The 21,689-nt window shown below is 68.0% G+C and carries 19 protein-coding genes; 12 read left to right on the top strand and 7 right to left on the bottom strand.

What is annotated here, in order from left to right; genetic code table 11:
* Positions 1 to 3 precede the first annotated feature (3 nt).
* Positions 4 to 1,221, bottom strand: a complete 1,218-nt coding sequence (locus ACZ3HV_RS40620) for an ATP-grasp domain-containing protein (protein WP_465692816.1) — start codon at positions 1,219 to 1,221, stop codon at positions 4 to 6.
* A gap of 225 nt (positions 1,222 to 1,446) precedes the next feature.
* Between ACZ3HV_RS40620 and ACZ3HV_RS40625 the strand changes: the two genes are divergently transcribed.
* The 5 genes from ACZ3HV_RS40625 to ACZ3HV_RS40645 all read left to right on the top strand — a co-directional run bounded on the left by ACZ3HV_RS40625 (position 1,447) and on the right by ACZ3HV_RS40645 (position 5,492).
* Positions 1,447 to 2,010, top strand: coding sequence for a carboxymuconolactone decarboxylase family protein (locus ACZ3HV_RS40625; protein ID WP_465692817.1), 564 nt, complete (start codon positions 1,447 to 1,449; stop codon positions 2,008 to 2,010).
* Between the two features lie 153 nt (positions 2,011 to 2,163).
* Positions 2,164 to 2,472 (top strand): SCP2 sterol-binding domain-containing protein, encoded by a 309-nt coding sequence (locus tag ACZ3HV_RS40630; protein ID WP_465692900.1) that lies wholly within the window; start codon positions 2,164 to 2,166, stop codon positions 2,470 to 2,472.
* A gap of 11 nt (positions 2,473 to 2,483) precedes the next feature.
* Entirely contained in the window at positions 2,484 to 3,050 is a 567-nt protein-coding gene (locus ACZ3HV_RS40635) for a DUF5987 family protein (protein WP_465692819.1), read from the top strand.
* Positions 3,047 to 4,675, top strand: a complete 1,629-nt coding sequence (locus tag ACZ3HV_RS40640; RefSeq protein ID WP_465692821.1) for a GMC family oxidoreductase N-terminal domain-containing protein — start codon at positions 3,047 to 3,049, stop codon at positions 4,673 to 4,675. The genes ACZ3HV_RS40635 and ACZ3HV_RS40640 overlap by 4 nt, the downstream gene beginning before the upstream one ends.
* A 19-nt stretch (positions 4,676 to 4,694) precedes the next feature.
* Positions 4,695 to 5,492: a TIGR03084 family metal-binding protein gene (locus ACZ3HV_RS40645; RefSeq protein ID WP_465692822.1), complete on the top strand. Its 798-nt coding sequence runs from the start codon at positions 4,695 to 4,697 to the stop codon at positions 5,490 to 5,492.
* 14 nt (positions 5,493 to 5,506) lie between these two features.
* Here ACZ3HV_RS40645 and ACZ3HV_RS40650 read toward each other — a convergent pair whose 3' ends face one another.
* Both ACZ3HV_RS40650 and ACZ3HV_RS40655 read right to left on the bottom strand, forming a co-directional pair.
* Positions 5,507 to 6,304: a helix-turn-helix domain-containing protein gene (locus tag ACZ3HV_RS40650; RefSeq protein ID WP_465692824.1), complete on the bottom strand. Its 798-nt coding sequence runs from the start codon at positions 6,302 to 6,304 to the stop codon at positions 5,507 to 5,509.
* Between the two features lie 125 nt (positions 6,305 to 6,429).
* Complete coding sequence (locus tag ACZ3HV_RS40655; protein ID WP_465692825.1) at positions 6,430 to 7,215, bottom strand: hypothetical protein; 786 nt, start codon at positions 7,213 to 7,215, stop codon at positions 6,430 to 6,432.
* Positions 7,216 to 7,411: 196 nt separating this feature from the next.
* On the opposite strand from ACZ3HV_RS40655, the gene ACZ3HV_RS40660 reads away from it, so the two are divergent.
* From ACZ3HV_RS40660 to ACZ3HV_RS40675, 4 genes are read left to right on the top strand one after another with little or no spacing between them, the layout of a single operon-like run.
* Complete coding sequence (locus tag ACZ3HV_RS40660; RefSeq protein ID WP_465692826.1) at positions 7,412 to 8,794, top strand: NAD(P)/FAD-dependent oxidoreductase; 1,383 nt, start codon at positions 7,412 to 7,414, stop codon at positions 8,792 to 8,794.
* A gap of 13 nt (positions 8,795 to 8,807) precedes the next feature.
* Complete coding sequence (locus ACZ3HV_RS40665; RefSeq protein WP_465692828.1) at positions 8,808 to 9,986, top strand: epoxide hydrolase family protein; 1,179 nt, start codon at positions 8,808 to 8,810, stop codon at positions 9,984 to 9,986.
* An 18-nt stretch (positions 9,987 to 10,004) separates the two neighbouring features.
* Positions 10,005 to 11,240 (top strand): cytochrome P450 family protein, encoded by a 1,236-nt coding sequence (locus ACZ3HV_RS40670; RefSeq protein ID WP_465692829.1) that lies wholly within the window; start codon positions 10,005 to 10,007, stop codon positions 11,238 to 11,240.
* A 42-nt stretch (positions 11,241 to 11,282) separates the two neighbouring features.
* Positions 11,283 to 11,708, top strand: coding sequence for an SgcJ/EcaC family oxidoreductase (locus tag ACZ3HV_RS40675; protein ID WP_465692831.1), 426 nt, complete (start codon positions 11,283 to 11,285; stop codon positions 11,706 to 11,708).
* 90 nt (positions 11,709 to 11,798) lie between these two features.
* Here the strand turns inward: ACZ3HV_RS40675 and ACZ3HV_RS40680 are convergent, their stop codons facing one another.
* On the bottom strand, positions 11,799 to 13,067 hold the full coding sequence (locus ACZ3HV_RS40680; RefSeq protein ID WP_465692833.1) for an MFS transporter: 1,269 nt from the start codon (positions 13,065 to 13,067) through the stop codon (positions 11,799 to 11,801).
* A 174-nt stretch (positions 13,068 to 13,241) separates the two neighbouring features.
* Here ACZ3HV_RS40680 and ACZ3HV_RS40685 point away from each other — a divergent pair, with 174 nt between their 5' ends.
* The gene (locus ACZ3HV_RS40685; RefSeq protein ID WP_465692902.1) at positions 13,242 to 13,907 is read left to right on the top strand and encodes a Type 1 glutamine amidotransferase-like domain-containing protein; all 666 of its coding nucleotides are present in this window, start codon (positions 13,242 to 13,244) and stop codon (positions 13,905 to 13,907) included.
* Positions 13,908 to 13,935: 28 nt separating this feature from the next.
* Here ACZ3HV_RS40685 and ACZ3HV_RS40690 read toward each other — a convergent pair whose 3' ends face one another.
* The 3 genes from ACZ3HV_RS40690 to ACZ3HV_RS40700 all read right to left on the bottom strand — a co-directional run bounded on the left by ACZ3HV_RS40690 (position 13,936) and on the right by ACZ3HV_RS40700 (position 18,925).
* Positions 13,936 to 15,801: an amino acid adenylation domain-containing protein gene (locus ACZ3HV_RS40690; RefSeq protein ID WP_465692835.1), complete on the bottom strand. Its 1,866-nt coding sequence runs from the start codon at positions 15,799 to 15,801 to the stop codon at positions 13,936 to 13,938.
* Positions 15,782 to 17,467: a condensation domain-containing protein gene (locus tag ACZ3HV_RS40695; RefSeq protein WP_465692837.1), complete on the bottom strand. Its 1,686-nt coding sequence runs from the start codon at positions 17,465 to 17,467 to the stop codon at positions 15,782 to 15,784. The genes ACZ3HV_RS40690 and ACZ3HV_RS40695 overlap by 20 nt, the downstream gene beginning before the upstream one ends.
* A gap of 99 nt (positions 17,468 to 17,566) precedes the next feature.
* Positions 17,567 to 18,925 (bottom strand): extracellular solute-binding protein, encoded by a 1,359-nt coding sequence (locus ACZ3HV_RS40700; protein ID WP_465692838.1) that lies wholly within the window; start codon positions 18,923 to 18,925, stop codon positions 17,567 to 17,569.
* Between the two features lie 191 nt (positions 18,926 to 19,116).
* On the opposite strand from ACZ3HV_RS40700, the gene ACZ3HV_RS40705 reads away from it, so the two are divergent.
* A complete protein-coding gene (locus tag ACZ3HV_RS40705; RefSeq protein WP_465692840.1) occupies positions 19,117 to 20,307 on the top strand; it encodes a cytochrome P450 in 1,191 nt (396 codons plus the stop codon).
* Between the two features lie 6 nt (positions 20,308 to 20,313).
* The gene (locus ACZ3HV_RS40710; protein WP_465692841.1) at positions 20,314 to 21,687 is read left to right on the top strand and encodes a condensation domain-containing protein; all 1,374 of its coding nucleotides are present in this window, start codon (positions 20,314 to 20,316) and stop codon (positions 21,685 to 21,687) included.
* Positions 21,688 to 21,689: the final 2 nt, after the last annotated feature.

Raw genomic sequence — 21,689 nt, forward strand, 5'->3', positions numbered from 1 at the left:
GTTTCAGCGGTAGTCGCCGGCCGGGCGGGTCACGACGCGGATGCCCGCTGCCAGCGCTCGCGCCGCGGCGAGGACGCGCGAAGCGTCGGTCCCGGAAGCACTCGCACTGCCGACGCGCGCCGCTGAGCTCGTCAAGGCGGCGACGCTGTCTCCCGGCCGCACGAACGACCTCACCTCCTCTGCCGGCGCGTCCGGAAAGATCAGGCTCGGCAGGGCAACCGATTGCACTACGCCCTCCGGCGCGGTGGCGAACGCGATCGCGGCAGCAGCCGCGGCGGGGACAGCCCCGGGATCGGGCCCGCCCAGACCAACTGGCCAGCCCAAACTCCAGCGCTGCAGGTCTGTCCCGGTGACGAGGTGGACCAGGTGCGGAATCCCGTCACCGCCGACCCGGCTGTGCGACTCGATGATCTTGAGACCCTCGCCGGTCAGTTTGAACTCGGTATGGGCCGGCCCGTCGACGAGACCCATGACGTCGAGGAACTCGACCAGTTGAGCTTCTACGGCCGGCACCAGCGTGTTGTCCAGCGACGGCGCCGGTACCACGTGGGCCAACTCGACGAACGACGGACTGAGGTGCTTCTCGACGAGCGCGAAGATCCGGTGGGCACCACCGACGCTGAAGCTCTCGGCGCTGTATTCCTGGCCCGGGAGATACTCCTCCAGCAACCGGCCGGACGGATCGCCCTGCGCGCGCAGATCGTCGACGCTCCGGATCAGCACGACGCCTTGGCTGCCGGCACCCGCGCGCGGCTTGAGAACGGCCGGTCCGCCACCCCACCTGAGAAAGGTTTCGGCGGCCTCTTCGGTGCTCGCGGGAACGGCCGCCCGGAGTGTCAGGTGTGGCGCCTCGAGCTCGAGCAACGCCCGCATGCTCGCCTTGTCCCGTAGGGTCTCGACCACTTCCAGCGGCGTACCGACGAGACCCAGGTGTTCGTTGGCGAGGGCGGCGGGTACGAGTCCGTCCTCCCGCACGCTGACAACAGCGTCGGGCCGCAATGGCCGAAGTACTCGCTCCACAAAGCCCAGGAGGGCGCCCGCGGTGTAGTCGGCCGTGTAGAAGGCCGACCGCGGCGGGTTCGTCTCGATGAATGCAGCGAGGCGGCGACTTCCCGGCTTCTGGACATGGACGATGTGGCAACCGAGTTGGTGCGCGACCGTTGCGAGCTGCCCACTCGCGCCGAGTACGACCAGTTGCAGATCCGTTGGAGGCTTGGACATCAGCGGGGTCCAATCACGCGACTACGTGGGCTGACAGGGGCCGCATCGAGCGTGGCAGCCGGCAGGTGTCCCCGGCATTTCACGGCGTGCTGTAGATCGCCCTCTGCGCTTCCGACGGCGGGACCCCGGGCTGACGGCACGCAGCAAGAGGAAGGCCTACGGCGGGCCTGGCACTGTCGAGGACAAGGCGTCGGTCGGCGACGCGCGACAAAGGACGGTGGAAGCGTGGCGCACATCGAGCTGGGCATCGACGAGACCCGATTGCCGGGAATCACCGGGCTGCTGGCCTTCCGGCCGAAGACCGCGGGACCGTTGAACGACCTGGCCAACGTGCTGCTGGTCGCGCCGAACTCCCTGTCCCGCGGCGACCGCGAGTTGATCGCGGCGTACGTGTCCGGTCTCAACGAATGCACCTTCTGTTGCGGCTCGCACTCGGCCTTCGCGGCGGCGCAGTTGCCGGGTGGTTCGGACCTGGTGGCCCAGGTTCGCCGCGATCCTGAATCGGCCCCGATCTCCGGGCAGCTGAAGGCCCTGCTGCGGATCGCCGCCGCCGTACAGCAGAGCGGCCGGAAGGTGACCGAGGCCTTGGTGAATCAGGCCAAGGAGACTGGGGCGACCGACGTCGAGATCCACGACACGGTCCTGATCGCCGCCGCGTTCTGCATGTTCAACCGCTATGTGGACGGGCTGGGCACCCTGGCCGGCCGGGACAGCAGCCAGTACGACGCGGTGGCGCAGCTGGTCGTCGAGGCCGGGTACGGCGCGCTCCGGCCGCCGGAACCCGCCTGACAGGAGGTTCGACCGATGAGCCCTGTCGACATCAGCCCGCTGGACGACCGTCTCGCCTTCGCCCGGCAGATCAAGGCGGCCTCCGACCGCGAGCTGCTGGCCTTGATGCAGTCGCCGCGCCGTACCTCGATCGTCGCTGACCTCGTCGAGGACATGCCGGCCGTCTTCCTGGCCGATCGGGCCGGCGACCTCGAGGCGGTCGTGCACTGGAAGGTGACCGATCGCCCCGACGGAGGCATCGACACGCTGGAGCTGGTCATCAGCCACGGGACGCTGGCGGTCGGGCTGCAGCCGACGCGGACGCCTCGCCTGACGCTGACTCTCGGGCCGGTCGACTTCTTGAAGATGGTCACCGGTAACGCCAACCCCAAGGTGATGTTCCTGCGGGGCCGCATGAAGGCCCGCGGCGACCTGGGCCTCACCACTCGGTTTCCCAGCCTGTTCGACACACCTCGACCGTAAAGGACAGGTACGTGGACGACTTCGAGGCATTGTCGGTGGACCAGGTGATGACGCTGGAGGCCTACGCCGACACGATCATCCCTGGCGAGCGGCGCGGTCCGACCGACCGGGCGGTGGCCGGTGCGGCGACCGGTGGGGGCGCGGTCGCCTCCGGAGCCGTGGAGCTGATGACCTCACCGGAAGGCGGCCTGGCCGGGATCCTGGACAGCCTGGCCGAGGGACTCAACGAGCACGCTCGCGAATACACGAGCCGGCTCGGCATCGAGCCCGATCCGGCCGTACCGCCCTTTGTGGCGCTGGACTTCGCCCATCGTGTCGCGCTGGCCCAGAATCTGCTGACGCCGGGCCACCCGGAGCAGGAGCTGTGGGTCGCGCTGGCCATGTTCAGCACGATGGCTTGGGACACCGGTGCCCATCTGCACACGGCCGACGCCGTCGCGGCGGGCCATCCGGGCCTGGCCGCGATGGGCTTCATGCCGCCCGGGCAGGACGGGCTGTGGCGCTTCCCGAGGTTCTCCTACGGCCGTGCCCTCGCCGCGCTGCACCCACGGACGACCTCGACGGGAGATCCGCAATGACAGCCTTCGAACAAACCGACGTACTGGTCATCGGCAGCGGCTTCGGCGGGGCGATTCCCGCCTTCCACCTGGCCGCCGGCGGCGCCTCGGTCGTCGTCCTGGAACGCGGTCCCTGGCTGACCGCGGACGAGTTCGAACACGACTTCAAGTTCGGTTCGTCGTCGACCCGGGTGTTCGAGTTCACCATGGGCGCCGGGATGAACGTGCTCGGCGGCAACTGCGTCGGCGGCGGGAGCGTGGTCTACTTCGCGGCGATGCCCCGCGCCCCGCGGTTCGTGTTCGAGCGCCAGGGCAGCATCGGCCGGCGGATGTGGCCCAGGTCCATCACCCGGGACGCGTTGGATCCCTGGTACGACCGGGTCGTCGAGGCTCTGCCCATCACCCGGGGAGGCTGGGACGACGTCACCTACGCCGGGGGAGTGTTCGCCGCGGCCTGCGACCACGCCGGCCGGACGGCCAATCCGGTCGCGGCCGCGATCGACACCGGCCTGTGCACCAACTGCAACTGGATGATGTCCGGCTGCGCCTTCGACGCGAAGCGGTCGCTGCTGCTCAACTACTTGCCTGGGGCCATCGATCACGGCGCCCAGATCCGGCCGCTGCACGAGGTACAGCGGATCGAGCGCTCTCCTGAGGGAGACTTCCTGGTTCACTACACGGTGGTCGATCCGGTCGACTACCGGGTGCAGGCCGACGCCGGAGTCATCGGGGCGAAGGTCGTCGTGGTCGCGGCGGGCGCGGCCGCGACGCCGGTCATCCTGCAGCGGTCCGAAGCGACGCTCGGGGCGATGCCGCCCGCGGTCGGGCGCTACTTCTCCGGTAACGGCGAACGGCTCAACACGGCGATCCTCAACGAGGACAGGGTTCGCGACGTCCTGGGTCTGGACCGCGGAGACGGCCTGGCCTACGCGGCCAACCAGATCGGCAGGGGACCGTCGGCCGCGAGCTGGGATCGGCTTGACGGTTCGCTGCCCGAGTTCAGCCGCTACTCGCTGGAGCAGCTCTACTTCCCGCCGGGGTTCGGCACGATCCTCGCGCAGGTACCCGGCGCCGAGGGCCCCAGCTGGTTCGGGGTCGAGAAGAAGGAGATCCTGCGGCGCTGGCAGTCCTGGCTGACCATCTTCATCATGTCCGAGGACGACAACGAAGGTGTCTTCGGACCTCCGCCGGAGACCGGCAACGCGGATCGCATCTCGATGCAGATGCTCAGCCGGGGCAACCTGCGGTACGCCCCGTCCGCCAGCACCCGGCACGGGTGGGACCTGGCCGACGCGGACATCCGCGACATCATGGAGCGCGACGGACTGTCCCGGGTGATGCCCTGGACCAACGAGGTCATCGGCGCGTACACCGTGCATCCGCTGGCATCGTGCCGGATGGGCGACGACCCGCGGACCTCGGCGCTGGACGACACGAACGAGTTGCGCGACCATCCTGGAATCTTCGTCACCGACGGCTCGGCCGTGCCCGGAGCGTTGACGGTCAATCCGGCGTTCACCATCGCCGCCATCGCGGAGCGCGCCGTACCGAAGATCGTTGAGGCGGCCCGGGCGCGTGGCGTCGACGTGCGCTACCTCGGATCCCTGCCGCCGGCGGCGCGATCTGGCCGGCCGGCCCCCGTATAGCCATCACCTGGAGGAAACCATGTCGGACACCACGAGTGTGTACGAGGATCTGATTGCTGACGGCAACGATATCGAGGAGTTGGTGACCGGTCTCAGTCAGGACCAGTGGTCCCTGGCGACCCCGGCCCCGGGCTGGACGGTCAAGCACCAGATCGCCCACCTGGCCTTTGTCGCCCACCTGGCAGCCCTGTCGGCCGGTGATCCGGAGGCGTTCGCCGTCGTCACAGCCAAGGCCAAGCATGACTTCCAGGGCGCGGTCGAGGCTGCTCTGATGCCGTACCTGAGGCTGCCCACCGATGAGTTGGTGGACAAGTGGCGCGATGAGCGCAACACCGCGGCCAAGGCCCTCGCGGCCATCGAGCCGCCGTCGACCGTTCCCTGGCTGGTCACGCCGCTGCCGCCGTCGGTCCTGGCCGCGGCCGGAATGATGGAGTTGTTCGGCCACGGCCAGGACATCGCCGACGCGATCGGAGTCACCCGCGAGCTGACCGACCGGATCGGCCACCTGGCCTGGTTCGGTGTCAGGACCCGCGATTTCGGCTATCAAGCGCACGGGTTGACGGCGCCGGACGAGGAGTTCCGCGTCGAGCTGACCGGGCCTTCGGGCGTGGTCTGGGAGTTCGGGCCGCCCGACGCGACCCAGCGGGTGACCGGGCCGGCCGCCGACTTCGCGCTACTGGTCAGCCGCCGCCGGCACCGCGACGACCTGGCGCTGACCGCGCAGGGCGAGAAGGCCGACCGCTGGCTGGACATCGCTCAGGCCTATCGCGGGCCGGCCGGGCCCGGGCGCCGACCCGGCCAGTTCCCCAAGCGATAGACCTCGCGTCGCCGCTAACGGCGCCAAGGCACCTGTCCTGCGGTCAGGCTCGGCGCGTACGGCGCCGGATCGTGCCGGCGCCGGGGTTCCAGAGCGGGCAGTGCGTAGAGGACAGGCAGGTCGGTCTCGCGCTTGGGCCGCAAGGCGATGCCGACGATGTGGGTCGACTTGCCGGTCACAGTCACCGGGTTGACGCCGTTCAGGAGGAGGGAGCGCCGGGTCCACGGCTCAGGGTCGGCGCTGTCCGCCGTGGCGACAGCCCTGATGTACCACGGCCCGGGGGCGACATCAGGCAGCCAGTAGCGCGCCGTTTCGTCGGCTGCCGCATCGACAAACGTCCACGACACGGGCCGGCGCTGGATGATCGGCGTCTCGAACGCGCCGACGTAGACGCGGGCAGCGGCGTACCGGTCCGGCAGGGTGACGGTTCCGGTGACGGTGCCGCTCTCGGCCGGCGCCGGGGTCTCAGCCTGAGATGTTTCGCGCATACCTTCCATCCACATGCGGCGGAATCGGCTGGGCGACGCGCCCACGCTGTCGGTGAAGTGATTGGTGAACGAGCCCAGACTGTTGTAGCCGACCGCCAGCGAGATCTCCGTGACGCTCAGGTTCGTGGTGGCGAGCAAACGTTTGGCCTGGTAGATCCGCACCGCCGAGAGATAGCGTCCCGGCGAAACCCAGGTCGCCTCGCGAAAGACCCTGGAGAAATGAAACCGGCTGAGAATGGCGCTCTTCGCGATCTCGTTGAGCGACAACGGCTCGCTGTAGTCTTCCCACATTCGTGCGATGGCACGCTCGATTGCACTGTTCACGATGGCCTCCCGTAGGCGGAACGATCACGTGGACGGACGTGATCGGCAAAACTGTGCACTGGTGAACTCGAGAGGTGATGGGGTTCAGCTGAAGGCGCGGTCGAGGCGCGCTCGAGTCCCGCCGGCTAGCACAGCGCGATATGCTTGGCGACGAGATCGGCCAGTTCGGGCGTGACGGTGCCGACCGGCTGTGGCGGTATCTCCTGGATCGGAAACGCGCTCAAGCCGGGCACTGTGACGGTTGCCGGGGAGTCGGACAACACCGTGACAGCGGCCTGGGCGGCGGTCCGCTCGGTCGCCGAGTCGTTCCGGCCGGCCAGCAGGAAGGCCAGCCAGGCGCGGTACCAGACGACCAGGTCGGAGAAGACGCCTGCTGAGCTGCTGAGCCCCTTGCTCGCAGCTAGCGCAGTGACCTCGTCCCGGAAGACCTGTTCCATCGCCGAGACGACCTGGCACGGGTCCGCCTCCAGGTCCGGCACCTGGCGTGTCGCCGGGCCGAACCTAGTCAGGAACTCGGTGAACTTCTCGGTCAGATGGTCGTCGTCCGGCCACGTCGGGTTCACCAGTACGGCGCTCACCGCGCGGGCCGGCGCCAGCAGGTCCGCGATGTGCAGGGCCAGCGGTGAAGCGCTGCAATGCCCTATCACCAGCACCCGGCCACAATCCGCGCCGGCGCTCGAGAACTCGCCGGCGCAGGCGCCGGCCAGCTCACGCAGAGGTGCGTACAGGCGGTCCGCGGAGAGCGCCCCGATCGGGTCGATCTGGAACACGGCCCTGGCGTGAAGACGTTCGCTGAGCATCTCGCTCAGGCGTGGCGTCATCGACATCGCCTGGAAGTCGGCCACCAGAATCGGATCGGCCTCGCCGGGGCTGAGCCGCCGGAGGATCTGTTCGCCATCGGAATGCGTCATGCCGCTCCTCACCCACTCGATGTGCACTAGGACCATCCTTGGCGGGCCACCGGCAGGTTCCTTCTCGGATCGTGCCGTCCCGGTGACCGGGTGTGCGTGGCGGCTTGCGCAGCACGGCGAAAGATGTCCGCTCCACCGGCCTCGCCCATGCTGGCTCTGACTCTGGGTCTGGCCCGCACACAAGGAAGAGGTCGCGATGCCTGAAGAGACCGTTCGCCGCGCCGTTGTCCTGGGCGGCAGCCTGGCCGGCCTGCTCGCCGCCGACGTGCTCGCCGAGACGTACTCCGAGGTCCTGGTGGTGGACCGTGACGAGCTGGCCGGAGTGACAGGCCCGCGGCGCGGCGTGCCGCACGGCCGGCATGCCCACGGTTTGGTTGCCCGCGGCCAGCAAATCCTGGAGAAGCGCTTTCCCGGTCTGCTGACCGAGTTGACGGCGGCCGGCATCCGGCCGGGAGACTTCAGCGCCGACATTCGCTGGTACTTCAACGGACTGCAGTTGCGGCCGGCCAGGACGGGGCTGCTCTCGGTGCCCTGTACCAGACCTGTCATCGAGCGGATCGTGCGCGGCCGCGTGGAGCAGGTCAGCAAGGTGCGTTTCCTCGAGCGGTACGACATCGTCGGGCTGGAGACGACGCCCGACGCGACCCGGGTCACCGGTGTGCGGGTGCAGAGCCGCGACCCCGGTTCGGACCCCGAGATCCTGTGTGCCGACCTGGTGATCGACGCCACCGGCAGGGGATCACGGACACCGGTCTGGCTCGACGAGCTCGGCTACCGGCGGCCGGCCGAGGACCTGGTGAAGGTCGACCTCGCCTACACCACACGCCACTACCGGGTGCCTCGCGATCCGTTCGGCAGCGATATCGCCATCATCGCGGCGGCGACCCCCTCGCATCCGCGAGGCGCCTTCTACTACCGGGTTCCCGGCGACGACGGCCAGGTCGAGTTGTCGCTCACCGGCGTACTCGGCGACCATCCGCCGACCGACCCGGACGGGTTCCTCGAGTTCGTCCGGTCGTTGCCGGTGCCGGAGATCTACGAGTCGGTGCGCAAGGCAGAGCCGATCGACGACGCGGTGACGTACCGCTTCCCGGCCAGCGTCCGCCGACGCTACGAACTGCTGACCAGGTTTCCCGAAGCCCTGCTGGTGATCGGGGACGCGGTCTGCAGCTTCAACCCCGTGTACGCGCAGGGCATGGCCGTCGCCGCCATCGAGTCCCGCATCCTGGCCGAGCAACTCGCACGGACACCGGTGCCGCCGGCCCGCGAGTTCTTCGCCGCGATCGCCCGCGAGGTCGACTCGCCCTGGGACTTCGCGGCGATCGCGGACCTCGGCTACGCGGGCGTGGAGGGCAACCGGACCGCCAAGGTCCGGATGATCAATGCCTACGTGGCAAGGCTCCAGCACGCGGCGGTCCACGACCCGAGTCTCACCAACGCGTTCATGAGAGTCGCCGGTCTCATCGACGAGCCGACGGCGCTGCTCCGGCCCGGCAGGATTTTCCGAACGTTCTGGCGAACCGGCCGCCGGTCGGGCCAGGCACCGGCCGCCGTATCGCTCCAAGCGGCTCGCGACTAGTGGAAGGTGTGCGATGCGTCCGTTCCGTGTTGAGGTTCCGCAGTCCGAACTGGATGATCTCGAGCGCAGGCTGGCAGGTGTTCGCTGGCCGGACGAGATGCCGGGTGCCGGCTGGGACCGTGGGGTGCCGCTGGGGTACCTGAAGGAGCTGGCCGAGTACTGGCGCACCGGATACGACTGGCGGGCGGCCGAAGCGCGCCTGAACGAGTATCCGCAGTACGTCACCGACATCGACGGCGCGAACGTGCACTTCCTGCACGTGCGGTCACCCGAGCCCGGCGCGATGCCGCTCGTCCTGACGCACGGCTGGCCAGGCACCGTCGCGGAGTTCCTCGACGTCATCGGGCCGCTGACCGATCCCGCCGGCCACGGTGGCGATGCCGGCGACGCGTTCCACCTGGTTATCCCGTCGATCCCCGGGTACGCGTTCTCCGGCCCCACCGGCGAGGTGGGCTGGGACACCGGCCGGGTCGCCAAGGCCTGGATGGAACTCATGCGTCGCCTCGGCTACGACCGGTACGCCGTCCAGGGCGGCGACTGGGGAATGCCGATCTCGCTGCGACTCGGCCTGGCCGACCCCGACCACGTCGCGGGCGTGCATCTCAACATGTGCGTGACCTTCCCTCCGCCCGACCCGGCGGCGATGGCAGGCCTCGACGAGGCCGACCTGGCCAGGCTGGAGTTCACCGGCTACTTCATGCAGGACGGCACCGGATGGCAGCGGATCCAGTCGACCCGTCCGCAGACGCTGGCCTACGCGCTGACCGACTCGCCGGTCGGCCAACTGGCCTGGATCGTGGAGAAGTACAAGGAATGGACCGACTCCGCGAAGGTTCCCGAGGACGCCGTCAGCCGCGACCACATCCTGACCGCGGTCTCGATCTACTGGTTGACGGCGACCGCCGGATCGAGCGCCCAGCTGTACTACGAGTCCAGTCACCTGGACGCCGACTTCGTGCGGACCTGGGCAGGGCCGTGGCCGCTGAAGATGCCAGTGGGAGTCGCCTCCTTCCCCCAGGACGCGGTACGACCGGTACGCCGCTTCGCCGAGCAGATCCTGCCGACTCTCACGCACTGGACGGAGTTCGACCGCGGCGGCCACTTCCCGGCCCTGGAACAGCCCGGCCTACTGGTCGACGACATCCGGACCTTCGCCCGCTCGCTGACGCGCCGCCCCGGTCCGCCCCACTGACTCATGAAAGAAGGTGCCATGGAGGACAGCTCTTCGGTCGTCATCGACATGACCGGTGCGGATATCCACGGCGAGGCCGAGCGGATTCGGGAGCACGGGCCGGTCGGCCGGGTCGAGCTCCCTCAGGGCGTCCAGGCGTGGTCGGTCACCGGCTACGAAGCCGGGCGGCAGGCACTGGCCGATCCCCGGTTCTCCAAGGACGGGCGCCGGCACTGGACCGCCTTCGTCAACGGCGAGATCGATCCACGGTTCCCGCTGATCAGCTGGGCGGTGATGGAGAACATGGCGACGGCGTACGGGAGCGCTCATACCCGCCTGCGCCGGCTGGTGGCCAAGGCGTTCACCCCGCGACGGGTCGAGGCGATGCGGGCGACTGTCGAGACATCTGTCGCCCGTCTCCTGAACGACCTGGCCGACAGCCCGCCCGGTGCGATCGTGGATCTGAAGTCCAGGTACGCGCATCCACTCGCGGCCGAGGTGATGTTCGAGCTGATCGGCGTACCGGCCGAGGCCCGGCAGACCATTCTGCGGGGCGGTGAGGTGCAGATTGACACGACCATGACCGAGGAGGAGATCGCGGCGAGTGAGGCCGAGGTCCTGCGGGAGATGGCCGAACTGGTCGAGGCCAAGCGCCGTACGCCGGTGGACGACCTGACCTCCGACCTGATCGGCGCGCAGGAAGGCGAAGACGGTCCGGGGCTGGACGACGTCGAGTTGATCGGCACGTTGTTGCTGCTGCTCGGCACCGGTACCGAGCCGGTGACGAACCTGGTGACCAACGCGGTCCTCGCGCTGCTCGCCAATCCGGACCAGCGGCAATTGATCGACGCGGGCCAGGCATCGTGGCAGGACGCCATCGAGGAGACGCTCCGGATGGACGCGCCGGTGGCGCAGATGCCGTTTCGTTTCGGCGTCGAAGACGTCCAGCTCGGCGACGTGAAAATACCGGCCGGAGATCCGGTCCTGGTGAACTTCGCCGCGATGGGCCGCGATCCCGCCGTTCACGGACCGAACGCCGGCTCCTTCGATCTCTCCCGGCCGGACAAGAAGAATCTGGCCTTCGGGCACGGCATGTACGTCTGCCTCGGGATGCGGCTCGCCCTGCTGGAAACGCAGACGGCGGTGCCCGCGCTGTTCGGGCGCTTCCCCGACCTTGCCCTCGCTGTCGCGGTGGAGGAGCTCAAGCCACAGCAGACCTTCATCATGAACGGTCGCAGCGAGTTGCCCGTCCTCCTCTCCGCTACCCGGCAGTGACGCGGTAGCGGTCCATCCCGTTTCGACGAAAGCGAGACAAGCATGCCCACGAATACGCCCGCGGCCGCGGCGCCGGCACTTTCCGATGCGGAGCAGGCAGCGATCGCCGCCGTACCCGCCCGGATGGTCGCCGCCTGGGCCGCCCACGACGCCGACGCCTTCGCCGAGCTGTTCACGCAGGACGGGACCCTGATCCTTCCCGGCGTGTACCAGAAGGGCCGCGACGACATCCGCGAGTTCATGGCGGTCGCCTACGCCGGGCCTTATCGGGGGACGACCGTCACCGGATCGCCGATCGATCTCAAGCCGCTGACCGACGGCGCTGTCGCGTTGCTGACGACAGGGGGCGTGCTGGCCGCCGGCGCGACCGAGTTGTCCGCCGAGAACGCCATCAGGGCATCCTGGATCCTCGTCCTGCGCGAATGCCGGTGGCAGCTGGCGGTCTATCAGAACTGCCCCCGCGACTGAGCCGACTCACGGCGGCGAGTTTCCCGCTACAGCACAACGGGCGCCTGATCAGGCGCCCGTTGTGCTGTAGCGGAAACTTGATTGGGTCGATCAGTCCGGTACGGCGGTGGGCTCGACGTCGGAGCTGTCCGGGGAAGCCGGCCTGGTGCGCTGGCCCCACCGCGCCACGGGTGGCATCAGCAGACCCGTCAGGACGAAGAACGCGCCTAGTCCGAGCAGGCCCGGCCGGCCGAAGCTCAGGACCGGTCCGAGGAGTAGCGCCGGAGCCGCGGCGGCGCCGACACCGGCGATGGTTCCGAGGAAGCCGTCGTACTGTCCTTGGGCGTGAGCCGGGGGCAAGCCCAGGTGGAGGGCGAAAATGGCGGCCATGTGCCACATTTCGCCGATGGTGTGCAGGCAGACGGCAACGACCAGCACGATCAGCGCGATCCAGGCAGGCACTCCGGTGGCCAGGCTCATCACGACGCAGCTGAACAGGAAGGCCACGCAGGCTCGCAGCCACGCGTGTCCGCCCTGGATAAGCGTCTTGACACCGCTGCCGACGCGGACCTGGAAGAAGACCACCAGAACGGTGTTGAACACAAGGGCCAGCGGGATGCACCAGCGTGGGGCGCTGGTGTACTGGATGACCCACAGCGGAAGCAGCAGGGTGATCACGCTGAACTGCAGGCTCGAGGCGGCCATCAGGAGCGCGAACGCCGCGAACGGCTTGTCCCGCAGCACGCCCCAGCGCGGCTCGGCGGCCGGCACAGGCAGTGGTTCGTACTGTGGCAGGCGACGCAGAACCGCCCAGGCGGCGAGGAAAGTCAGCGCATCGACGATGATCAGCGCCCGGTACGCCGTCGCGGTGTCGAGCTGGATCGCGATGCCGCAGCTGGCGACGCCGAGCGACAGGCCCACGTTGGTGAGTGCGTGCAGCGAAGAGCGGTAGCCGGCAGCTTCTTCACCGGTGCCCAGCCGTCGCAGCAGCGCTCCTTCGGCCGCCGAGATCGCTCTCGCTGTCAGCGTGTTCACGATGACCGCGGCCAGGAAGGTGAAGAAGTCGTTGATGAAGAGGAAGGCGATCGTCGCGGCGCACTGCAGCAGCAGCATGCCTTTGGCTACCTTGAGCGGGCCGCGTCTGTCGGCCAGTTGACCGATCGGGAGGCTCGTCGTCAGGGTGATCGCCGCCGCGATGGTAAGACCGAGTCCTACCTGCGCGGCCGACAGATCCACCACCCGGGTGAAATACAACGGCAGGCTTACCAGGAGCAGCCCGTTCCCGAACGTGTTGATCAGCGTCGCCAGTGAATACGGGCGCCTCGGGCCGGGCTCCGGGACCAGGGACTTGATCGCGTGAAGGGGATTCAATCGCGGCACGGCGCCTCCAATCTATGCGTCGATTTCTGTAGCACCGTGCCAGTTCCGGCGCCCGCGCACATCTCTTGGATTGCGGCCCGCAAAGAGTTCACTCAGCGTCCGCGAAGACGCTGGTAATGTGCCTGGGCACGGGCTCGCGCGCGCGGGTCGAACACTGATCGAGGAAGGTCAATGATGAAGCTTCTTCTGACAGACTCGGGTGTCAAGAACGCGAGTATCGAGGACGCGTTGGTCGATCTCCTGGGCAAGCCGATCGCCGAGTCCAGCGCGTTGTGCATTCCCACCGCGATGCACGCGCAGCGCGGCGGTTCCGAGCATTCGTGGAAGCTGATCAGCGGCCGGCAACCTCTGTGCCCGTTGACCGATCTCGGCTGGAAGTCCGTGGGAATGCTGGAGCTCACCGCATTGCCCACCGTCGACGAAGAGATCTGGAAGCCGTTGGTCGAGGAGGCCGACGCCCTGTTGGTGCTCGGCGGCGACCCGATGTACTTGTGCCATTGGATGCGCAAGTCCGGGCTTGCGGACCTCTTGCCGTCGCTGCACGCCGTCTACGTGGGGCTCAGCGCCGGCAGCATGGTGATGACGCCGCGCATCGGCGCCGATTTCGTCCGCTGGAACGAGCCGGACGGTAGCGACGAGACGCTGGGACTCGTCGACTTCGCGATGTTCCCGCATCTGGACTTCCCGGGGATGGAGACCAACACCATGGCCCACGCGGAGAAATGGGCCGCTGCCATGCCGTTGCCGGCGTACGCCACGGATGCGGAGACCGCCATCAAGGTGAACGACGGAAACGTCGAGGTCATCTCCGAGGGCCACTGGAAGCAGTTCACCCCGTAGCCGGTGCCGCGGGGCTCGGTCAGCCGGCTCACGTTCGGACCGACAGCGGTCGCATGTCCGTCCAGATCTCTTCTATGTGCGCGAGGCAGGACTGTTGACTGCCTGACGTGCCCTCCTTGCGCCAGCCTGCGGGAGGTTCCGTGGGGGACGGCCAGATGGAGTACTGCTCCTCAGCGTTCACCACTACCTCGAAGATCTCGGACCCGTCCGCGGCCCGGGCTATCACGGCGGCTATTCCGTTGACGGTCGGAACCTCGAAGATCTCCGACCCTTTGAGCCTGACGTCATAGTGATGCCCGAGCCCCGCGACCACCCGGGCGATATGCAGTGAGGTGAGCCCCTCCTGGAACAGGTCGCTGTCCGGACCGGCCGGCTCTCGACCGACAGCCTGCCGGACGATGTCCATGATGACCTGCGCGACAGTCTCGCGACCGCGTGGTCGTTCGACCTTGCCGCGGTCGTTCCGCGGTATCCGGTCAACGCTGATCACTCGTTGCGGAACCAGATATCCCGGCAGCATTTCGGATAGGCGCTCCAGGATGTCGTCCTGCGGCGAGTTGCGATCCGAGTGGACGACAAATGCCAGCAGGTAGGCGGATTCCCCGTCGCCCTCCTTCACGACCGCGGCGTCCCGAACATCGCTCAACCGGCGGAACGCGGCCTCGATCGTGCCCGGGTTGACTCGGTGGCCGCGAATCTTCACTTCGTCGTCGACACGTCCGTGATACACCAGCTGATCCTGGTCCGAACGCGACACCAGGTCTCCGGACCGATAGATTCGCGCGCCCGGATCGCCGTACCGGTCCGGAAGGAATCTCAGCGCGGTCTCCCGCGGATTGCCGACATATCCTCGGCCGACGCCCTTTCCGCCGATATACAGCTCGCCGATCGTGCCGGGCTCCGCGGGACCGTGCCCGGCGCCGATCTGAACAGTCGAACCCGGTATCGGCCGGCCGATGGGCACCGGATCGTCTGTCGTGGCGGGTACTTCGTAGCGGGTGCACCACAACGTACATTCGCTCGGCCCGTACTCGTTGACCAATCGCGCTCGCGGTACGGCTCGCCGATGCCGTGACACCAGCTCGCTCGTCAGCACGTCACCGCCGAGGGCCACCTGGCCGACCGACTGCATCGCCTCCGAAGGCATGGTGTCGACGAGGAGGCTGTAGAACGACGGAACGCAACTCAGATGGTCGACCGGCCGGTCGGTCATCAGCTGACCCAGCGCAAACGGGTCCAGGAGTTCGTCCGCCGATGGAATGACCAACTCTCCGCCGTGCATCAAGGTCCAGTAGATGGAGTACACGGACCCGTCGAACGATGGTGACATCGTCAGCAGGATCCGGAACCTGGCGGGCGGCTTCTGGTACCGGTCCCGTGCGATCGTGGCGTGCCACAGGTTGCGATGCTCGATGCCGACGGCTTTCGGTGAGCCGGTCGAGCCCGACGTCAGGATCAGGTAGGCGAGGTTCGCCGGCTCGAGCTGCCGGGCTTGCCGGCTGTCCGGCCGCCCAGAGTCGGCGACGTGGACGGTGAGGTCGATCCCGCCCGCACCGCTGACGGTTGCGACCGCGCCCAGCCGGCCGGCCAGTTCGGCCAGCACGTCCGGCGGTGTACTTGGATCGATCGGCAGATACGCGCCGCCCGCCTCGAGTGTTGCCAGCATCGCGATGATGGTCGAGGGCGATCTTTCCGCCCGGATCGCCACCACCTGCTCCGGCCCGACTCCGTGGCCGGTGAGCTCCTTGGCGGTCTTCCGGATGGCGTCGGTCATCTCGCCATAGCTCCACGCGCCGGCCGTCGACCACAAGGCCGGCGCGTGCGGGTCCGCATCGCCGATCCGCAGGATCTGTCGATGAGCGAACCCTTGGGCGCTAGAGGCCGATGGGGTCACTCACGTCCTCCTGCTCGAGCCGTTCGGGACCGTTGTCGATGATGTCCAGGAAGTGCTGCCGGATCTCGTCGATCAGGGCCTCCTCGTGCATGTCGGTGCGCAGGCTCAGCGCCATGTCGAGACCTTCCGGCACCGGCAGTACCTGGAGCGTGACAGCGAACGGGATCCGCAGTTCGCCGCCGCCCTGGTGGGTGCTCGTCCCCGCTCGGCCTCCGAGAGTGAGGGCAGGGATCGAGTTGTAGAGCATGGATGCCATCTTGTGGAGCGGAATGCCGCCGCCCTCGCGTCCGGAGTGAAGCTTGCCCAGCTCTCTCGGGTCGATCAGAAGATCACGTTCCGCCAGCGCGTTGTGGTACGTGTCCCGCATCCGCGCGATGAGGTTGCCCGACCGTGACGGGCCGTTCGGGCGGAGTACGACGTCGGCCACCCGGTTGGTGATGGTCGCGTCGATCGTCTCGCCCGCCAGGTTGGCGAGCGAGACCTCCAGCCCGAAGTCCTGCGGCGCGCCCGCGCGGATGATCGCCGCGACGTACGCGGCCGCGACGCAGACCGAGGTCGCCATCCCGTTGACCCGGGCGTAGGCCTCCCAGCTCTCCAGTTGAGCGTTCGAAAGGAACACCGGCCGCTCCGTCGCGGGTCCCGGCGGCGACCACACGGTCGTGCCGGTGAGCCGGATCTCCGGTGCGCCGGGGCGCCGTGGAAGTCGGCAGGCCGGAAGGTCACCGAGCTCGCCCTGCCAGTACTTCCGCTGTGCTTCGGTGTCGGCCGAAGCGAGTTGGTGCCTGAAGTCGGCCGCCATCTCTGCCAGCGAGGCGGTCCGGCTTGGCCACTGTGGCGCCGTCCCGGCCACTCGTGCGGCGTAGGCCACCGGTAGCTCTGCCGTCAGGATGTCCCACGAGCGACCGTCGAACGCTGTGTGGTCCGCAGCCAGTCCGAACAAGGTGCGCCCCGACTGTCCGCTGCGCACGAGCGCGCACCGCCAGACCTCGCCCTCGGCGAGCTGGAACGGCTTGCGCAGAGTTCGCCAGAACACATCACCGGCGGCGAAGTCGTCCGCCTCTTGCCCGAGCAGGTGAAACCGCACATCGTCGGGCTCAGCCGGCACTTCGGCCAGTCCGAGGTCCGCCCCGTCGAGGTACTTGGCATGCAGGGCCTGATGACGGCGGTGGATGTCGTTGGCCGCTCGTTCGAGAGCCACCTCGTCAAGAGTCCCGTCGAACCACCAAGCGACCCTGACGGCGGTACCTGCCTGGACGTTCTGCGCCTGCACGGGAGTGATCGCCACGAGTTCGGCTGTCGAGCGCCTGGCGGCAGTGCTGCCGTGGTTGCCGTTCACGTTCCCGCGAGCCGTGTCCACCCAGGCTGCCAGCAGTTCGATCGTCGGCGTCCGGAAGAGCTGAGAGAACCGAATCTGCGTGCCCGTCGCCTGCTCCAGGCGCGCACAGGCGACCGTCACCGACAGCGAGTCGAGCCCGAGGTCGAACAACGAAGCCGTGCGGGGTACGGCGGGAACACTGAGCACGTCGGCGACCACGGCCGCGATGGTGTTCTCGGTATCGCCCTGTGGCCGCTCGTGCGGAGCCAGCGCCTGGGCGTGATCGGCCGTCCGGCCTTCGCGGTTGGTCTCTGCGCTGATGATTTCGGACTCCAGCTGTTCATGCTGCATCAGTTCCGCTCCTCTGGCGACGGGAAGCCGTGGTACCTGTCACCGTCAGGGTGGCCAGGTCGCTGACGGGTCGCACCTCTGCGGTTGCTTGCCTGGCGGTCAGATCAGGCCAGGGATGGCGAAGTCACGGGGGCGAGGCGTGCGGCGGGGAGGTCCCACGCAGTACGAGTTGTAGGCGCTCAGGATCTGCTGGGCCCGCACGGTCGCCAGCTCGAACCTGGCGGCCGGCTCAGCACCGGCGATCAGGACGTCGTGCATCGCGCCGGTGAGCTCGGCCATGATGTCCGCGTCGCCACCCAGCAGGGGGCCGAGCACCGCAGGTGAGCCGAGGGTCGAGTCGAGCAGAGTGGTGGCTACCCGATGATCAGGATGCTTGCGGTACCAGCCGTCCGCGTCGAGAACCTCGATCGCCGCCCTGGTGACCGGCACGCGGAAGTGACGCCTGGCCAACTCCGCGGCGATGCGAGGGCTGCTCAGATACTGCAGGAACGCCAGTGCGCCGTCCTGCTTGGCCGGGCTGAGACCCGCGGCCAGCCAGCAGGTGTTTCCGCCCATCATGCAACCGGCGAACGGGACCTCGTCGTTGTACGGCATCGGGCCGACTTTGACGGTGAACCCGTTGCTCTCACCGACTTCTGGCAGGTGCGAGGCGTCGACCGAGGAGCTGAGGAGGAACGCCACGTCCTGGTTCTCGAAGGCGGTGAAGCAACCTTCGAAGACGTCGACCTTTCCCGTGTACAGGAAATGACCGTCCTGGTGGAGGCTCCGCCACCAGTTGACGAAGGCCATCATCTCGCCCGAGGCCAGATCCACTGTCTCGGCACGGCTGGAGTGTCCGTTGTCGTGGTCCGCGAACAGCCCGCCCTGGTGTGCGACCGCCTCCTGGAAGAACCAGGGAAAGTTCGGCCAGGTGATGCCGTGCCGCGGACCGTCCGGCAGCTCCGCAATCGCCTGGCAGGCTGTCGTGACCTCGCGCCAGGTGCGCGGCGGCTCTGCCACGCCCGCCCGGTCGAGGATGCTCATGTTGGCGAAGAGCACAGGCGCGGAGGCGCTGCGCGGCATCGCCATCAGTTCGCCGGCATGACGAAAGTAGTCGCGGACCACAGGCACCATGTCGTCGACCACAACGGGCACACCGAGGATCTCCGTTCGCCCTGCCACGGCCCGGTCGATGGGCACGTACAGGGACTTCCCGTCCGGCCCCAGGGTGTCCATGGCGGCCCGGGTGGAGTCGAAGTGGTACTCCGCGATGTCGGGCGCTTCGCCGCGTTCCGCGGCCCGGGCCACCTCTTCGGGCAGGGTACGAAAATCGTGGGTACTGATCTCGACCTGGTACTCGGGGTGTGCGGCGTTGAACTCCGCGGCCGCTGACTCGGCCACGTCCGCGTCTGTCGCGGTGCTCAGTAGGCGCGGATCCGTCAGCCACGCGCTGATGTTGATCTTGGCCGTGTCTGCCATCTGAATCTCCGTCGTTCGCGAAGCTTCCCGGTCGTTTCGCAGCTCGAGGACGAGACTGGCGGGCCGGCCGGGCCGGTGCACCTCGACGGTTGCTCGCCGTCGCCGGCCGGCCGGTCCGTCGCAATTGCGGAGATGCCGGGGGCCGGCCCGAATGCCACGCTGGCAAAGGCACGAGTAGACAGGAGATCCGCATGGCACTGGTCTTTGACTATCGCGCAGAGCGTGGTGGCGCGACCCCGTTCGACCCGCCGCTTCGGTACGAGCAGTTACGCGATCAGCCGGTCAGCCAAATCACCCTGTGGGACGGCAGCAAAGCCTGGTTCCTGACCCGTCAGCGCGACGTCCGCGACGCGCTCGCCGACGAGCGGATCAGCGCCGACAACAGCCGGCCTGGCTTTCCGCTCGTGAGTCCCGGTTCGGAGGAGCTCACCGCGCACAATCCGACGATCGTCCGGATGGACCCGCCCGAGCACTCCCGACAGCGGGCCATGGTGAACGGTGACTACACCCGCAAGTCCGTGGGCCGGCTCCGGGAGCAGATCCAGGAGATCGCCGACCGTCTCGCGGACAGGATGCTGGCGAAGGATCCGCCGGCCGACCTGGTGGTGGAGTTCGCCCAGCCGCTCGCGGCGGAGGTGACCTGCATGACGCTGGGAATTCCGTTCCCGGGGCAGGACTTCTTCCGCAGGGTTTCGTCCACGATTCCCAACCACTACTCCGGTCAGGACAAGCTCGACGCAGCGAACGACGAGCTGACCCAGTTCCTCACCGACCTGATCGAGCGCAAAGCGAGTCGGCCGGGTGACGATCTGCTCAGCCGGCTCGTTGTCGAACGAAGCGGCGAGCTTGCTCGCGACGACGTCATCGCCATGGCACGTCTGCTGCTTGTCGGCAACTACGACCCGACCGCGACCGCGATCGCGATGGGCATCGCCGCCCTCTTCTTCCATCCTGATCAGCTGGCGGCCTTGCGGGCCGATCCCTCGCTGATCGCGGACGGGGCCGACGAGTTGCTCCGGTACATGACCATCCACCACACGGGGCTGCCGCGGGTTGCCGTCGAGGACACCGAGATCGGCGGACAGCCGATCAAGGCAGGCGAGGCTGTGCTCTGCTACCTCCCAGCTGCGAACTTCGATCCCGAGTGGTTCGAGTCGCCCAAGACGCTCGATCTGCGGCGCGGAACCGGCGGCAACGTGTCGTTGGGCTACGGCATTCACCGATGCCTCGGGCAACATCTCGCGAAGCTCGAGATCGGGGTGGCGATCAGCACCCTGAACCGCCGGATCCCGGTCATGCGGCTCGCTGTCGGGCTGGACGAGGTGCGCTTCAGCCAGGCAACGGCCCTGTACGGCGTCGACGAACTTCCAGTGAGCTGGTAGCCGACGGTGAGCACGACAGACGTCGACGGTGCGGCGGCCACGGCCGAAAAGCTCCCGCTCTCGCTGAACCAGGAATTCGTCAGCCTGTTCGATCAAGGTGGCGACGACGGACCGTTCGGTTCGCGCAATCACCTCGTGATGATGTGGCGCCTCACCGGTGCCCCGATAGACCTCGATGCGCTGCACGGTGCTCTGTTCGACGTCGTCGAGCGCCACGAGGCGCTCCGGACCCGCATCGCTGAGGTGGACGGGACCCGGTACCAAGAGATCCTGGCGGCGGGTCCGGCGCGGCTCGACATCCGTGACTTTCCCGCGGATCCCCGCGCCTCGCGTGCGGATCAGGCCGAGACCCTGATGGCCGCGATCGAGACCGAGACGATGAGCGCGACGGTGTCGCCGTTCCTTCGAGCCGTGCTGGCCCGGTTCGACGACACGGACGCGGTCCTGGTCCTGATGACACACCACATGTCCAGCGACGGGATCTCCCTGGGGGTGATGATCCGCGACCTGGCCAATCGCTATGCCGCCAGGACGGAGCGCAGTACCGCGGCTCTGCCGGCGGTGCCTCAGTATCGCGACTACTGCGACTGGGAGCGCGAGCATGCTGGTCAAGCCTCGCAGGCGGCGCGCGACTACTGGCGCCGCCAACTGGACGGCGCCCGATTCACCGCCATTCCGACAGACGTCCCCCGCTCGGCAGGCCTCCCCGAATCGACGGCCAAGCATCACTTCCTGCTGCCTGGCGACGTCGTCTCGGCGATCGACCGCTTGGGCCAGAAGAGCCGGGCCACGCGCTTCATGGTCTTCGTCGCGGCATACCAGTTGCTGGTGCACCGCCTGACGGGCACCACGGACGTGGTGACCGCGATCTTCACGCCCGGCCGTGGCGACCGGCGGTTCGAGGAGTCTGTCGGGTCGTTCTTCAACTTCGTTCCACTGCGAACGAACCTCGCCGGATGCACGACGTACGCCGACGTGCTCACCCGAACCAGGCGAGCCTGCCTCGACGCGTACTCGTACGACATTCCTACCATGCAGATCTTCGCCGAGGCACCGCACCTCATGGACCCTGCCATGGCCGACAACGGGACGGCGGCCGTGTTCGAAAGCGTTCCCGACCACGAGCCGATCGTGCTGGCGCCGGACGGGCTGACGTTCACTCGGATCACTCGTCTGTTGCGTTCGCAGTCGCTGTGCTCAGCGGTGCCCGACGGCGCTCTGTGGGACGTGAACAAGGATCCGTCGGGCGATGGCATCGGGACCGTCGCGTACAAGCGGAACCTGTTCCGCGAGGACACGATCGCTGCCCTGGCCGCGGATTTCGCCCGGATAGCACGCGATGTCAGTACTTCCCCAGAGGCCTCACCGGGCCTGCTCTGAAC

This window comes from Kribbella sp. NPDC020701, from assembly GCF_055562215.1.

What these genes read in the sequence shown, in the direction of transcription:
- ACZ3HV_RS40620 (WP_465692816.1), bottom strand. Translation starts at nt 1,221, where the DNA reads ATGTCCAAGCCTCCAACGGATCTGCAACTGGTCGTACTCGGCGCGAGT.
- ACZ3HV_RS40630 (WP_465692900.1), top strand. Translation starts at nt 2,164, where the DNA reads ATGCCGGCCGTCTTCCTGGCCGATCGGGCCGGCGACCTCGAGGCGGTC.
- ACZ3HV_RS40640 (WP_465692821.1), top strand. Translation starts at nt 3,047, where the DNA reads ATGACAGCCTTCGAACAAACCGACGTACTGGTCATCGGCAGCGGCTTC.
- ACZ3HV_RS40645 (WP_465692822.1), top strand. Translation starts at nt 4,695, where the DNA reads ATGTCGGACACCACGAGTGTGTACGAGGATCTGATTGCTGACGGCAAC.
- ACZ3HV_RS40655 (WP_465692825.1), bottom strand. Translation starts at nt 7,215, where the DNA reads ATGACGCATTCCGATGGCGAACAGATCCTCCGGCGGCTCAGCCCCGGC.
- ACZ3HV_RS40660 (WP_465692826.1), top strand. Translation starts at nt 7,412, where the DNA reads ATGCCTGAAGAGACCGTTCGCCGCGCCGTTGTCCTGGGCGGCAGCCTG.
- ACZ3HV_RS40665 (WP_465692828.1), top strand. Translation starts at nt 8,808, where the DNA reads ATGCGTCCGTTCCGTGTTGAGGTTCCGCAGTCCGAACTGGATGATCTC.
- ACZ3HV_RS40670 (WP_465692829.1), top strand. Translation starts at nt 10,005, where the DNA reads ATGGAGGACAGCTCTTCGGTCGTCATCGACATGACCGGTGCGGATATC.
- ACZ3HV_RS40675 (WP_465692831.1), top strand. Translation starts at nt 11,283, where the DNA reads ATGCCCACGAATACGCCCGCGGCCGCGGCGCCGGCACTTTCCGATGCG.
- ACZ3HV_RS40685 (WP_465692902.1), top strand. Translation starts at nt 13,242, where the DNA reads ATGAAGCTTCTTCTGACAGACTCGGGTGTCAAGAACGCGAGTATCGAG.
- ACZ3HV_RS40695 (WP_465692837.1), bottom strand. Translation starts at nt 17,467, where the DNA reads ATGCAGCATGAACAGCTGGAGTCCGAAATCATCAGCGCAGAGACCAAC.
- ACZ3HV_RS40700 (WP_465692838.1), bottom strand. Translation starts at nt 18,925, where the DNA reads ATGGCAGACACGGCCAAGATCAACATCAGCGCGTGGCTGACGGATCCG.
- ACZ3HV_RS40705 (WP_465692840.1), top strand. Translation starts at nt 19,117, where the DNA reads ATGGCACTGGTCTTTGACTATCGCGCAGAGCGTGGTGGCGCGACCCCG.